Raw genomic sequence first — 13,046 nt, 5'->3', positions numbered from 1 at the left:
GATCGTTAGCTCAGCTGGCTAGAGCAGGGGACTCTTAATCCCAAGGTCCAGGGTTCGAATCCCTGACGATCCACCATCGTAATCTCCAGCCCCTCCCAAGGGGCTTTTTTATTATCTATCGCGTTGGCTCGGTGGCGTTCGTCTGCGGGCCCTGCGGCAGCGGGACGAGCGTGCATCGAGTCATGGCGCGGTGCGCGTTTTCGGGATGTGGCCTCGGCGCTGTCGGCATGTAGCCCTGTTTGCATATTTCTACAGGATAATATCGGATGATGTATAGCGATTCAGCGCACGTTGCCGCGCGCTTTTCTACCTATCGGTCGAGTCTATGTTTCGTTTGCGGTCGAAAACCTACCGTCTACCGATACAGACTTATACGAAATGTAAAACATTCTGTTCAATTAGTAGTTGATGCAATTCTGCATATGCGTGACTCTTATGGCTGCTTTATCTGTATAAAGTGCTATCTGATGCAGTCATGCGCAACAAAAAAGGAGGATTTGTATGTCGCATAACCTGCAGGCGGACCGCGCCGTAACCCGTCGCGGCCTTTTTGCCGGAACGGCCGCGCTGGCCGTGACCCTGGGCCTCACCGCGCGTCCGCGCAACGCCGTCGCCCAGACGTCTGCCGCCGCTGCCGGCTCGGTGGAGGAGATCCTCGCCGGCATGACGCGCCGTCAGAAGATCGAGCAGATGATCATGCCCGACTTCCGTAAGTGGACCGTCAACGGGTCCGAGCAGGATATGACGGTGCTGCCCGCCGAGGTCGCCGACGCCATCGACCGCTATAACTTCGGCGGCGTGATCCTCTTCGCGAACAACGTGAAGGAGACCCCGCAGACCCTCAAGCTCGCCATGGATATGCAGGACGCCGCGGTTCGCAATACCGCCCAGGAGCAGTTCGGCGATATCCCGCTGCTGCTCACCATCGACCAGGAGGGCGGCATCGTCTACCGTCTTGGCTCCGGTACCGCGCTGCCCGGCAACATGGCTGTGGGCGCTACCCGCAGCGTCGACAACTCCCGCCTTGCCGGCGAGGTCATCGGCCGCGAGCTCTCCGCGCTCAAGCTCAACGTGAACTTCGCGCCGGTGCTCGACGTCAACAACAACCCGAACAACCCGGTTATCGGCCTGCGCTCCTTCTCCAGCAACCCCGACCTCGTGTCCGAGCTGGGCGTCCCCATGATCGAGGGCATGCAGGAGTACAACGTTGCCACCGCCGCCAAGCACTTCCCCGGCCATGGTGACGCCGCGACCGACTCCCATGTGGGCCTGCCGCGCATCGAGAAGACCAAGGAAGAGCTCGAGGCCTGCGAGTTCGTGCCGTTCAAGGCCGCTATCGCCGCTGGTGTCGACATGGTCATGACCGCGCACATCCAGTATCCCAAGATCGAGACCAGCAAGGTCCCGGTCGCGGGCCAGGAGGGTGTGGAGATGGAGATCCCCGCTACGCTCTCCAAGATCTTCATGACCGATATCCTACGTACCGAGATGGGCTTCAAGGGCGTTTCCATCACCGACGCCCTCAACATGGACGCCATCTCCAAGAACTTCGGCGAGACCGATGCCGTGAAGCGCGCCTTCCTGGCGGGCGTCGACATCGCCCTCATGCCCATGGTGCTTCGCACCACCGCCGACCTTGAGAAGCTCGGTAAGATGATCAACGACCTCGAGGCCGACCAGGAGATCACCGACGAGCGCCTCAACGAGTCCGTCCAGCGCATCCTCGAGCTCAAGAAGCGCCGCGGCATCCTGTCCTATGCCCAGGACACTGGCAGCTACGAGGAGTGCCTGCCTGTCGCCCAGGCCAAGGTGGGCTCCGACGAGAACCGCGCCGCCGAGCGCGAGATCTCTGCCGACGCCGTGACCGTGGTGAAGAACGAGGGCGGCGTGCTGCCGTTCCGCGTCAAGCCCGGCGAGCACGTGCTGCTGGTCCCGGCGTGGGCCAACGAGCATCCCGGTATGGAGCTCTCCATGCGTCGCCTGATCGACGAGAAGATCCTGCCGAGCGATATGACGTACGAGACCATCGACTACGCCAGCTCGTACAAGGATATGAACGAGGCCGCCGCTACCATCTGCGAGAAGGTGAAGGGCGCGAACTACGTCGTCGTCATCTCCGAGGTCGGCACCGCTAACAACCTCAACCCCGAGGTCGTCGCCAAGGGTAGCACCTTCGTGCCCACCCGCGTCTCGCTTGCTGCCAAGGAGGCCGGCGTGCCCTGCGCCGTCCTGAGCATCTCCAAGCCCTACGACGTTGCCATGTACACCGACGCCCCCGCTGTGGTGGCCGCGTACGGCAACAAGGGCATGGATCCCACCGAGGCGCTCATGCCCGATGCGGCCTTCGGTCCCAACGTGCCCGCCGGCGTCGAGGTCATCTTCGGCGGCCATGACGCCCAGGGCAAGCTGCCGGTCGATGTCTTCGGCACGAAGCTGGTGGAGGGCAAGACCGTCATCGATACGGACAAGATCGTCTATCCGTTCGGCACCGGCCTGTTCTACGAGAAGCTCAAGCCCGAGAGCTGGCTGCCGACGCCCGAGCCCGAGCCCCAGCCGCAGCCCCAGCCGCAGCCGCAGCCCCAGCCCCAGCCGCAGCCGGGTACCCCGGGTGGCACGACGGGCGGCTCGAGCAAGCCCGGCAAGCCCAGCGGTGGCGCTCTGCCGCAGACGGGCGATCCCGCTACCTTCATGATGGGTGCAGCCGCCGTTATGGGCGCAGCCGCCGTTGCCGCAGGCATGAAGGGCGCGGACCAGTCCGACGAGGAGTAACCGTCCCCGCTTCCGGCATGCGCCGAGAGCGCGACGCCGTATGATCGAGGCGCCGAGGTCCCGTGTGAAAGCGGGCCTCGGCGCCTTTTTCTTGCAATGGGATACGGCTATCCCGGCGGCTGCGACGTTGCGCTCTATGCGCGTTCGAGCCAGGTGAGCGATGGGGCAGCAAGGGCCGGGTCCTGCGCGGGCGCGTCCGTGCGGCTGTGCGCGCCGCGGCTCTCGGGGCGGGCCTTCATGGCCGCGAGCATGCTGCTGGCAAGGACCAGCTGGTTGAGGATTCGTTCGCGGCGTGCGATGGGGGCGAGCCCTGCCGATGGATCCGTGGCGTCGATGGTGCGGGAGCGCTTCGCGATATCGCGTCGAATCTCGACGACGCGCTCGAGAGCGGCTGCGAGCCCGGCATCCGAGCGATCGATCATGGCGGCGCGTTGCATGACGGCTGCAAGGTCCTTTAAGGCGGTTTGAGCGGCTGTTGGGCTTACAGCGAGGTCGAGCTTAGCGAGGTGCTCCTGCGGGTCGAAATCGGGTGTCTGGTTGCCTGTGGGCGCAAGGGCATGGCGGCCGGCGGCAGCTCCCGCGCGCCGGCCGAAAACGACGCCGTTGGCGCTCGAGAGGCCGCCGATGCGGTCGGCGCCGTGCATGCCGCCGGTGATCTCGCCGCATGCGTAGAGCCCTTCGACGCCGGGCGATTCGAGTCAGTCGATCGCGGGCAGCAGCCCGTCTACTAACGTCTCGACGAGGGCGGGGTCTGCTGCCCCGCAGCCTACATCGAGGATGGTGCGCATCAGGTCGCGTTCATCGTCCGCGTCGGCGGGGGCGATGAGGCCGAGCCCCCAGGTGCCTGGAAAGAAGCTCGAACCCGAGAACAGGCGGCCCTTGCTTGCCAGGACGACGCGCGCGCCGGCGCGGCCCGCCTCGATGGCGGCGATGACGCCGGCGATGCCGGAGCCGATGACGAGCACGTCGCATGAGTGCATCATGACCTCATCCTCTCGTTGGGGAACGACTCGAGTATAGGCGTGCGTCCCCAGGTGCCCGCCGCGCGATATGCGGGTGGATTCCGGCTTGCCGCGTGCGGCGCCGAGTCGAGCACGCTCGCATGCGCATCCGTCACGGCTCCGCTTGGGACCGGGCGGTTTTTGGCCGCTTGCCTGCCGGTCTGCGTCTGCTCGATCCTTCGCGTCAAGACTGCCTGAAACTTGTTCATGCGCGGGGCTTTCGGGTATACATGGGCGTAGATATGTACCCGGACATCTATGGAGGTCCCTATGAAGATCAAGCTCTACGAGCTGCGCGATGACGAGCGCGCCGTCCTCGATCGCGTGGTGTCCGCGCTGCCCGCGGGTTTCGAGCTCGAGTCTACGGGCGAGACGCTTCGCCCGGATAACCTCGACACCCTCGACGGCGCTGAGGCCGTCGTGATCGTGAACAAGAGCCCGCTCGACGAGGCCATGCTTGCCCGGTTGCATGAGCGCGGCGTGCGCTTCGTGGCCACGCGCAGCATCGGCTTCAACCATATCGATATCGATGCCGCTCGTAAGCTGGGCATCCGCGTATGCAACACCACCTATCCGCCGTACGGCGTCGCCGAGTTCGCGGTGATGCTCATGCTCATCGCGCTGCGCAAGTACAAGCCCGCCCTCTGGCGCCAGCAGGTGAACGATTACTCGCTCGCCGGCCTGCAGGGCCGCGAGCTTCGCAACCTCACCGTGGGCGTGATGGGTACCGGGCGCATCGGCCGCGCGGTTATCGAGTACCTCTCGGGCTTCGGTTGCAAGATCTTGGCGTACGACCCCTATCCCGCGGCCGACCTGGCCGAGCGCGGGCTCGTCACCTATGTGGAGCTCGACGAGCTCTATGCGTGCAGCGACCTTATCACCCTCCATATGCCGCTCATGGACGCCACGCGCGGCATCATCGATGCGGGCGCCCTGGCCAAGATGCGCGACGGCGTGGTACTCGTCAACGTGAGCCGCGGCGAGCTCATGGAGGTTCCCGCGCTTATCGACGGCATCGAGTCGAGGAAGATCGGCGCCCTGGCTATGGACGTATTTGCCGAGGAGGACGGCATCTACCACGTCAACCGCACGCACGATATCCTTGCCAACCGCGACATGGCCTATCTGCGCCAGTTCCCCAACGTGGTGCTCACGCAGCACATCGCGTTCTACACCGATGTGGACGTGGACTCCATGGTCGAGCAGGGCGTCGGGGGCGTCGTGGCCATGGCGACGGGGCGGTGCGACACCGAGCTGTAGATGTCGCATGGTACCTGCTCGTTTGTATGAACGATCGCGTTATCGGCGGGCCCCCACATGGTGGGGGCCCGTTGCTGTGCGAGCCCGCCGTCGTGCGAGCCCATCTGCAACTATGGGGTGCATGTGTACGGCAACCGCAGCGCTATCTGTCGGGTGAGCGGGCTGTGGAGCCCCGTTTCGGGCGGTTGCAACGCGAAATCAAAAGACCTGCGTGCAATCTTGCCGACTTTTCCCATCAAAAATGAAAAATGAATTATATACCGAATGAGAGGGTTTATAAAACCCCAGGTAAGCGCGGTGTAGAAAATGGTGAAAAGGTTGTCTATTTGAGGTCTTTGAAAAAGGATGGGAAAAGTCGGCAAGATTGCATTTGTGTGGCATGCGGCGGCCGGAACGATGCCCAGATGTGTGCCGTAGCGACCGGAGCGATGCCGGGATGTGCGCCGTAGCGACCGCGACGATGCCGGGATGTGCGCCCCGTTGGCAGGCTCGTACCCCGGGTGACCCGGACATGCGCTGCGGATTCATGGGCGAAAGCGGACCGTGGCTGAAACCGAGCCCGGCGCGTAGGACACCGAGGTCGCAGCGGGGAGGGGCGCAGCCCGCAGGCTACAGCGGTTGCTGGTTCCCATCACGCGCATTCCTCTTGAACCCGTGTGAGCCTGCGGGCTCCCTGGGCGCGAATGATGGCTATCCGCGGCTCGAGCGTGTGCGCGGTCGGCGGTGATGGCGGTACATGTTCGCACGGCGCGTTCGAATGCCGGGTAATGGGTAGAAGCGCAAGGTCGTTCAGCATATCAAGAGAGGAGCGCGCATATGAGGTACGCGATCGTATGGGGCAGCAAGACCGGCAACACCGAGCTGCTCGCGCGGTCGGTAGGCGAGGCGGTGGACGGCGGCGAATGCATCTACATGGGTGCGCCGTGCGACGAAGCCCTGGCGGCCGACCGCATCTACGTTGGCTTTTGGACGGACAAGGGAACGTGCGACAAGGAGGTCGCCCTGTTCCTTCCCCGTCTTGGCGACCAGGAGGTATTCCTCTTTGGAACGGCGGGCTTCGGAGGTTCCCAGGCGTACTTCGACCAGATCATGGCCCGCGTGCTCAAGCTGGTGCCCAGCACCGTGACCGTGGTGGGCGCCTTCATGTGCCAGGGCAAGATGGGGCCGGCCGTGCGCAAGCGCTACGAGGCGATGCGGGAGGGCGGAGCTCCGGCAGAGCAGGTCGACGCCATGATCGCCAACTTCGATGCCGCGCTCTCGCATCCCGATGACGACGACCTCGCAGACCTGAGGCGGGCCGTGCTGGCCACGCCGGCGCGATAGCGCGGCGAGTTCGCCCGGATCCGTGCTTCCGTCTGCAGGCTTCATTAGGTAATAAAAAGGCCGCCATCCGTGAGGATGGCGGCCTTGTTCATGCTTCGGACGAGCTTGCAATGCAGCTCGATGAGGCAAGACGCTCTTAGGCGTTGAGGGCGGCGTTCACTGCGACGGCGCAAGCGACGGTGGCACCGACCATGGGGTTGTTGCCCATGCCGATGAGGCCCATCATGTCGACGTGCGCGGGCACCGAGGAGGAGCCGGCGAACTGGGCGTCGGAGTGCATGCGGCCCATGGTGTCGGTCATGCCGTAGGAGGCGGGGCCGGCAGCCATGTTGTCCGGGTGCAGGGTACGGCCGGTACCGCCGCCGGAAGCGACGGAGAAGTACTTCTTGCCAGCCTCGAGGCGCTCCTTCTTGTAGGTGCCAGCGGTGGGGTGCTGGAAGCGCGTGGGGTTGGTGGAGTTACCGGTGATCGAGATGTCGACGTTCTCGTGCCACATAACGGCAACGCCCTCGCGGACGTCGTCGCAGCCGTAGCAGTTAACGGCGGCGCGGGGACCATCGGAGTAGGGGATCGTGTTAACGACCTTGAGCTCGCCGGTGTAGTAGTCGAACTCGGTCTGCACGTAGGTGAAGCCGTTGATGCGGGCGATGATCTGAGCGGCGTCCTTGCCGAGGCCGTTCAGGATGACGCGCAGGGGCTTGGTGCGGGCCTTGTTAGCGTTGAGGGCCAGCTTGATGGCGCCCTCGGCGGCGGCGAAGGACTCGTGGCCGGCCAGGAAGGCGAAGCACTCGGTGTCCTCGGAGAGGAGCATGGCGCCCAGGTTGCCGTGGCCCAGACCGACCTTGCGGTCCTCGGCGACGGAGCCCGGAACGGTGAAGGCCTGGATGCCCTCGCCGATCAGGGAAGCGGCCTCGGAAGCGCTCTTGGCGCCCTTCTTGATGGCCAGGGCGCAGCCCAGGGTGTAGGCCCACTCGGCGTTCTGGAACGCGATGGACTGGGTGTCGTGAACGATCTCGCGAGCGTTTACGCCCTTGTCGAGGCAGATCTGCTCGGCTTCCTCGAGGGAGGCGATGCCGTTCTCGGCGAGGCAGGCGTTGATCTTCTCAACGCGGCGCTCGTAACCTTCAAAGGTAACAGCCATTATTTCCCTCCCTTTCTACTCGTGTACGGGGAAGACGTTGGCGACCGTGTGGGTCTCCTCGTCGTTGCGCGGATCGATGTACTTGGCAGCGTTCTCCCACTGACCGTAGTGACCCATGGCGCCGGCGATGGCGTCCTCGGGGGTCTTGCCGGCCTTGAGGGCATCGGTGAACTTGCCGAGGTTCATGAACTCGAACGCGATGATCTCGTTGTTCTCGTTGAGAGCCATGCGGGTGACGTAGCCCTGGGCGAGCTCGAGGTAGCGAGCGCCCTTGGCCTTGGTGCCGAACATGGTGCCGACCTGGGAGCGCAGGCCCTTGCCGAGGTCGTCAAGGGAGGCGCCGACGGGCAGGCCGCCCTCGGAGAAAGCGGTCTGGGTGCGGCCGTACACGATCTGCTTGAAGATCTCGCGCATGGCAACGTTGATGGCGTCGCAGACGAGGTCGGTGTTGAGGGCCTCGAGGATGGTCTTGCCGGGGAGGATCTCGGAAGCCATAGCGGCGGAGTGGGTCATGCCCGAGCAGCCGATGGTCTCGACGAGGGCCTCCTCGATGATGCCCTCCTTGACGTTGAGCGTGAGCTTGCAGGCGCCCTGCTGGGGAGCGCACCAACCCACACCATGGGTGAGACCGGAGATGTCCTTGATCTCCTTAGCCTTGACCCACTTGCCCTCCTCGGGAATGGGTGCGGGGCCGTGGTATGCGCCCTTAGCGACGGGGCACATGTTCTCCACTTCAGATGAGTACTGCATGCCTCTCCTCTCTGTTGTAGTAACACGACATGCCCTTATAGTTTACCGCGAAGCGTGTAGAAAATTTCGGTGAATGGGTCGAAATATGGGACGTGCGGAAGCTCAACACGCTTGCTTCGCAAATAAAAACCCTCCGCCCGCCACCGGATCCGGAGGGTTGGCATCGGGCGTCGCGCGCGGCGGGCGCCTAGCGTTTGTCCGAGCGGTTCTTGGGAAGCGGGACGGAGATGCCCCCGCCCTTCTGCGCGCCGTGGCGAGCATCCGCCTTCTTCTTGGCGGCGGGGCTGTAGGCGATGCCCGCGGGCTTCTTGATGCCGCTCCAGTTGCCGCTGGCCACGTGCTTCACGTTGCCCAGGCGTCGCGCCCACCGGTTGTAGATGCTCTCGCCGGTGGTCGAGCGCATGCCCATGCACGGCGCGGCGATGAGCACGGGCATGAGGTACTCCACGCTGCGCCAGATCACCAGGCCGGCCGACAGGTGCCAGCCGAACATGTTCTGGAACAGGTAGGTGAAGCCCACTTCGGCGCCGCCCGCCCCGCCCGGCAGCGGGATGGCGTTGACCAGCAGCTCGACCATCGAGCCGGACGCCAGGCATATGAGCAGGTCGGCCTCGAGGCCGAACGAGCGCAGGACGAAGTAGGGGAGCGCGTACATGCAGCCCAGCTGGAGCAGCGTGAGCAGCTCGACTACGGGCAGGACGTGCCATTGGGACGCGGCCGAGCGAAACGCCTGGGAGAACGACGTGACCTGGATGTTCACCACGTCCAGGTACTTCTCGTAGCGCTCCTCGTTCAGGATATGGAGGCTTCGGCCCAGCCGCAGGCCCATCGTGCCCAGCTTCTGGATGGGTCCGGGCAGCAGGCATAGCAGCAGCACACCGCCCACCTGCACGAACTTGAAGGCGAACATGAAGATGCCGATAAGGGTGACGTTGAGGCCCAAGATGGTGACGTCGGCGAAGGTCTTGAGGAAGTAGTCGCCGCAGAAGAGCAGCATGATGGCGGCGAAGATGCCCTCGCCCGCCTCGTAGAGCGTGAAGCGCACGAACTGCAGGGCCGAGGCGTCGGCGAGCGGCAGACCCGCGCGGGTGAGGCGGTAGATCTGCGAGGGGATGACGCCCGCGCCGCCCGGCGTGAGGCGCATGAAGAACACGCCCGAGGCCTCGACGCTCATGAGGTCGCGGAAGCCCACGGGCGAGTTGTGGTCGACCACCACGATGGCGGCGTACGCGAGGACGCCGAAGACGTAGTAGAACAGGAAGCAGGCGATGCCCGCGACGATCCAGGCGGGGTCCACGCCTACGAGGGCGCGGAAGAAATCGTCGACCTGGCCGCTCAGCACAAGGTAGGCGATGTAGCCCAAAGCGACGATGCCCAGGAATGCCACGGTGAAGCGCACCTGCTTCATGGACGAGCTGTCTGCCTCGTGGTCGCGCGCCGCGGTGCGGCTACCAACCGAGATCTTGGGCGCGCGGCGTTCGTGCGCGTGCTGCTGTTCGGCGGGGTCGCCGTCGGCTCGTGCCGCGGTGTTCTGCTCCTGCCGGGGTTCGGTCGCCATGGGCACCTCCCTTGCTTGATACGTCGTGGCTTGTAATGAAGCGTATCTTCGCAGTTTACCCCCTGGGCGCGGCTTGGGTGTGGAAAGACGAAGCGCACAAGAACGCCAAAGATGTCTACAGGGGGTCGAGGCGGCCGCTCGGCGCGGCGTTAGGAGCGCGCTCGCGTGTGGGCGGTCAGGCGGCGCTCGACCAGGCGGAGGAGCGCGTCGATGCCCAGGGCGAGCAGCGCGCAGCACAGCGTTCCGCCCACGATCTTGGGGACGTTGAGCGTGCGAAGGCCGCTGAACAGGACCGCGCCCAGCCCGCCGGCGTTGATGGTGGCGGCTACGGTGGCGATGCCCGTGCACGAGATGGCCGCCATGCGGATGCCCGCCACGATGGCCGGCGCCGCCAGCGGCAGCCGTACGCGCAGCATGGTCTGCATCTCGGACATGCCCATACCGCGCGCGGCCTCCAGGATGGCCGGCGACACGCCCTGCAGGCCCTCGAGCGCGTTGCGCACCAAGATGAACTGGCAGTAGGCCACCATCACGATGACGGCCGACGTGCTGCCCAGGCCGGTGAGGGGGATGAGCAGGGCGAACAGCGCGATGCTGGGGATGGAGTAGAAGGCTCCCAGCAACTCGACCGCCAGCGCGCCGGCACGGCGGGAGCGCAGGCACGCCAACGTGATCGCGGCGGCCACGACGATGGCGATGGCGAGCGTGACCAGCACGAGGCCCGCGTGCTCGAGCGTGGCCTCGGCGAACAGGTCCGCATGCGAGATCAGGTAGTCGACGGTCTCCATCAGGCGTCCTCGCCAAACAGCTCGGCCACGAACGGGGTTGCGGGGTGCTCGCGCAGCTCGTCGGGCGAGCCGTACTGCTGCACGCGTCCGCCGTCCATGACGAGCACCTTGGTGGCGAGGCGGCGCGCCTCGGCCACGTCGTGCGTGACGAAGATGAAGGTGCCGCCGCTCTCCGCATGGATGCGCAGCAGCTCGTCCTGGAGGCTCTTGCGGGTGATGGCGTCCACCGCGCCGAAGGGCTCGTCCAGCAGCATGAGGTCCGGCTTGGCGGCCAGGCCGCGCGCCAGCCCCACGCGCTGCTGCTGCCCGCCCGAGAGCTGGGCGGGGTAGCGGTCGCGGAACTCGTCGGGCTCCAGGTGCACCAGGCGCAGGAGCTCGTCGACGCGCTCCTCGATGCGCGCGCGGTCCCATTTGAGGATCGAGGGCACGCAGGCGATGTTGCGCGCCACCGTCATATGGGGGAAGAGGCCGGATTGCTGGATGACGTAGCCGATGCGGCGGCGCAGCTCCACGGGGTCGGTACCGCGCACGTCCTCGCCGTGCACGCGCACCGCGCCCTCGTCGGGCTCGCAGAGGCGGTTGATGCATTTGACCAGCGTGGTCTTGCCGCCGCCCGAGGTGCCCAGCACGCAGACCAGCTCGCCGGGGTCGATGGACAGGGTGACGTGGTCGAGCGCCGGCGCGCTGGCGCCGGGGAAGCGCTTGGTAACGTTTTCGAATGCAACCGCAGGGGTCATGGCGTTCCTTTGATCCGGGATGGGACGGGCGCGGCCGGGGCCGGCGCGGGGAGGGGAGTGCGGCGGGCCGCGGCGGGCACGTGGCCCGTAGCGGCCCTGTGCGCGCTAGAGGCTCTCGAAGAACTCGCGTGCGACGTCCTCGTATTCCTCTTTGTCGATATCGACGCGCGCGTTGAGCGCGGTGAGCTTTTCGGTGGTGAGGGCGGCGTCCACGCGGGCCAGGGCCTCTTCGATGCCCGGGTTGGCCGCAAGGACCTCGGCGCGCACCACGGGGGCCACGTTATAGGGCGGCCATACGCGCTTGTCGTCTTCGAGCAGGGTGAAGGCGTCGTTGGTGAGCTGGGCCTCCGTGGTGTAGGCGGGGGTCACGTCGGCCTGGTCGTTCTCCAGGACCTGGTACTTCAGGCCCTCGTCGTAGACCTCGTGCTCGGCCCAGGCGAACGGCCCGTAGGTGGCCTCCAGGGCGGGGAGGCCGTCGGGGCGCTCGTCGAACTGTCCCTGGCTGGCGAAGCGCAGCTCGCCGGCGTGCGCCTGCAGGTCCGAGATGGTCTTGATGCCGAGCTTCTTGGCGGCCTGGGTGCGGATGACCAGCCCCTGGCCGTCTGCTGCGGGCGACTTTTCCAGCCATACCAGGTCGAACTGCTTCTTGTACTCGTCCTTTACGATGGCGTAGACCTCTTCGGGGTCCGTTTGCGGCTCCATCTTGAGGACCGAGATAAGGCCGGTGCCGGTGTACTCGGGGTAGAGGTCGATGTCGCCCTCCACCAGCGCGGTGTGGATGAGCGAGCCGGAGATCTCGAACGCGCGGTCGACCTTCATGCCGGCGTCTTCCAGCGCGAGCGCGTAGAGCTCGGAGAGGATGACGCCCTCGGTGAAGGCCTTCGAGCCCACGGTGACGGTGCCGGCGCCGCTCGCGCCGCCGCCGTTGGAGCAGCCGGCCAGCGTGCCAGCGCCAAGAAGCGAGAGCGCGGAGGTGCCAATAAGGCCAAGGGCTCCGCGGCGGGTGATGGGGGTGTTCATGGGATTCCTTTCGTGAAGGGGGTGTTAGGCGGCGCGTTGCCAGCGCCGGGCGCGCGCGTCGACGAGCGCGAGCAGGCGGTTGACCACCAAGGAGAGCGCGGCCACCGAAAGGCCGCCGATCCACAGGAGGTCGAAGCGCATGGCGCCGATGCCGGTATAGATGAGGACGCCCAGGCCGCCCGCGCCGATATAGGCCGCCAGCGATGCCGAGGCCACCACCTCGCTCGCCGCGGTGCGGATGCCGGCGAAGGCCACGGGAAACGCCAGCGGCAGCTTGATGGTGAGCCAGAGGCGGGCGCGGCCCATGCCCATGGCGGTGGCCGCCTCCAAGACATCGGCGGGCAGGCCGCGCAGGGCGGCCACGGTGTTGATGAGCATGGGCGGCACGGCCAGGGCGCTGAGCGCCACGATGGCGGGCAGCGCGCCCACGCCCAGATAGGGGACGCACAGGATGAGCACGGCCAGGCTGGGCACCACGCGCAGCACGCTGGCCGCGCCGGTTGCCAGGCGCTCGGCAAACGCGGTGCGCGCGCACAGCGCTCCCAGCGGCAGCGCGATGACGGCGGCGATGGCCAGCGAGATGCCGCTGATGGCCAGATGCTGCCCGAGCATCTCCAGCCACTGGCCGCCGTTGTTCGCGAAGTATGTTGCAATCTGTTCGATCAACGGAGCTTCCAATCGAGGATGCGGCGCGCTAGG

The 13,046-nt window shown here is 65.9% G+C and carries 12 protein-coding genes; 3 read left to right on the top strand and 9 right to left on the bottom strand.

Annotated features, from left to right (window positions below; translation table 11 throughout):
* The first annotated feature begins 501 nt into the window (after window positions 1-501).
* On the top strand, window positions 502-2,769 hold the full coding sequence (locus I2E26_RS08135) for a glycoside hydrolase family 3 N-terminal domain-containing protein (RefSeq protein WP_195420328.1): 2,268 nt from the start codon (window positions 502-504) through the stop codon (window positions 2,767-2,769).
* Window positions 2,770-2,903: 134 nt separating this feature from the next.
* Here the strand turns inward: I2E26_RS08135 and I2E26_RS09130 are convergent, their stop codons facing one another.
* The gene (locus tag I2E26_RS09130) at window positions 2,904-3,413 is read right to left on the bottom strand and encodes an FAD-binding protein (protein ID WP_229056516.1); all 510 of its coding nucleotides are present in this window, start codon (window positions 3,411-3,413) and stop codon (window positions 2,904-2,906) included.
* A gap of 54 nt (window positions 3,414-3,467) precedes the next feature.
* Window positions 3,468-3,752, bottom strand: coding sequence for an FAD-dependent oxidoreductase (locus tag I2E26_RS09125; RefSeq protein WP_229056515.1), 285 nt, complete (start codon window positions 3,750-3,752; stop codon window positions 3,468-3,470).
* A 288-nt stretch (window positions 3,753-4,040) separates the two neighbouring features.
* Here I2E26_RS09125 and I2E26_RS08125 point away from each other — a divergent pair, with 288 nt between their 5' ends.
* Window positions 4,041-5,030 (top strand): D-isomer specific 2-hydroxyacid dehydrogenase family protein, encoded by a 990-nt coding sequence (locus I2E26_RS08125; RefSeq protein WP_195420327.1) that lies wholly within the window; start codon window positions 4,041-4,043, stop codon window positions 5,028-5,030.
* 816 nt (window positions 5,031-5,846) lie between these two features.
* Complete coding sequence (gene bilS, locus I2E26_RS08120; RefSeq protein WP_195420326.1) at window positions 5,847-6,353, top strand: flavodoxin family protein BilS; 507 nt, start codon at window positions 5,847-5,849, stop codon at window positions 6,351-6,353.
* 136 nt (window positions 6,354-6,489) lie between these two features.
* On the opposite strand, the gene I2E26_RS08115 is transcribed toward bilS, so the two are convergent.
* The 7 genes from I2E26_RS08115 to I2E26_RS08085 form a co-directional block, all read right to left on the bottom strand.
* Window positions 6,490-7,494 carry a GGGtGRT protein gene (locus tag I2E26_RS08115; RefSeq protein ID WP_147588017.1) on the bottom strand — a complete coding sequence of 335 codons (1,005 nt, stop codon included), beginning with the start codon at window positions 7,492-7,494 and terminating at the stop codon, window positions 6,490-6,492.
* Window positions 7,495-7,509: 15 nt separating this feature from the next.
* The gene (locus tag I2E26_RS08110) at window positions 7,510-8,244 is read right to left on the bottom strand and encodes an iron-sulfur cluster assembly scaffold protein (protein WP_147588018.1); all 735 of its coding nucleotides are present in this window, start codon (window positions 8,242-8,244) and stop codon (window positions 7,510-7,512) included.
* A gap of 187 nt (window positions 8,245-8,431) precedes the next feature.
* The gene (locus tag I2E26_RS08105) at window positions 8,432-9,802 is read right to left on the bottom strand and encodes a lysylphosphatidylglycerol synthase transmembrane domain-containing protein (protein WP_195420325.1); all 1,371 of its coding nucleotides are present in this window, start codon (window positions 9,800-9,802) and stop codon (window positions 8,432-8,434) included.
* Window positions 9,803-9,951: 149 nt separating this feature from the next.
* Entirely contained in the window at window positions 9,952-10,590 is a 639-nt protein-coding gene (locus I2E26_RS08100) for an ABC transporter permease (protein WP_195420324.1), read from the bottom strand.
* Window positions 10,590-11,327, bottom strand: a complete 738-nt coding sequence (locus tag I2E26_RS08095; RefSeq protein ID WP_195420323.1) for an ABC transporter ATP-binding protein — start codon at window positions 11,325-11,327, stop codon at window positions 10,590-10,592. Before I2E26_RS08095 ends, I2E26_RS08100 begins: the two co-directional genes overlap by 1 nt.
* Window positions 11,328-11,432: 105 nt before the next feature.
* Entirely contained in the window at window positions 11,433-12,347 is a 915-nt protein-coding gene (locus I2E26_RS08090; protein WP_195420322.1) for a glycine betaine ABC transporter substrate-binding protein, read from the bottom strand.
* A 24-nt stretch (window positions 12,348-12,371) separates the two neighbouring features.
* Window positions 12,372-13,046 (bottom strand): ABC transporter permease (locus I2E26_RS08085; RefSeq protein ID WP_229056514.1); only part of this gene is annotated, 675 nt, incomplete at its 5' end.

The sequence above is a fragment of the Collinsella sp. D33t1_170424_A12 genome, assembly GCF_015554865.1.
Classification (GTDB): Bacteria; Actinomycetota; Coriobacteriia; order Coriobacteriales; family Coriobacteriaceae; genus Collinsella.
Note: the sequence above shows the minus strand (reverse complement) of the source record. Positions and strands in the feature narration are given on the sequence as shown.

Coding starts and splice junctions, on each gene's coding strand:
- I2E26_RS08105 (WP_195420325.1), bottom strand. CDS start 9,802: ATGGCGACCGAACCCCGGCAGGAGCAGAACACCGCGGCACGAGCCGAC.
- I2E26_RS08135 (WP_195420328.1), top strand. CDS start 502: ATGTCGCATAACCTGCAGGCGGACCGCGCCGTAACCCGTCGCGGCCTT.
- I2E26_RS09125 (WP_229056515.1), bottom strand. CDS start 3,752: ATGATGCACTCATGCGACGTGCTCGTCATCGGCTCCGGCATCGCCGGC.
- I2E26_RS09130 (WP_229056516.1), bottom strand. CDS start 3,413: ATGCACGGCGCCGACCGCATCGGCGGCCTCTCGAGCGCCAACGGCGTC.
- I2E26_RS08115 (WP_147588017.1), bottom strand. CDS start 7,494: ATGGCTGTTACCTTTGAAGGTTACGAGCGCCGCGTTGAGAAGATCAAC.
- I2E26_RS08095 (WP_195420323.1), bottom strand. CDS start 11,327: ATGACCCCTGCGGTTGCATTCGAAAACGTTACCAAGCGCTTCCCCGGC.
- bilS (WP_195420326.1), top strand. CDS start 5,847: ATGAGGTACGCGATCGTATGGGGCAGCAAGACCGGCAACACCGAGCTG.
- I2E26_RS08125 (WP_195420327.1), top strand. CDS start 4,041: ATGAAGATCAAGCTCTACGAGCTGCGCGATGACGAGCGCGCCGTCCTC.
- I2E26_RS08100 (WP_195420324.1), bottom strand. CDS start 10,590: ATGGAGACCGTCGACTACCTGATCTCGCATGCGGACCTGTTCGCCGAG.
- I2E26_RS08110 (WP_147588018.1), bottom strand. CDS start 8,244: ATGCAGTACTCATCTGAAGTGGAGAACATGTGCCCCGTCGCTAAGGGC.
- I2E26_RS08090 (WP_195420322.1), bottom strand. CDS start 12,347: ATGAACACCCCCATCACCCGCCGCGGAGCCCTTGGCCTTATTGGCACC.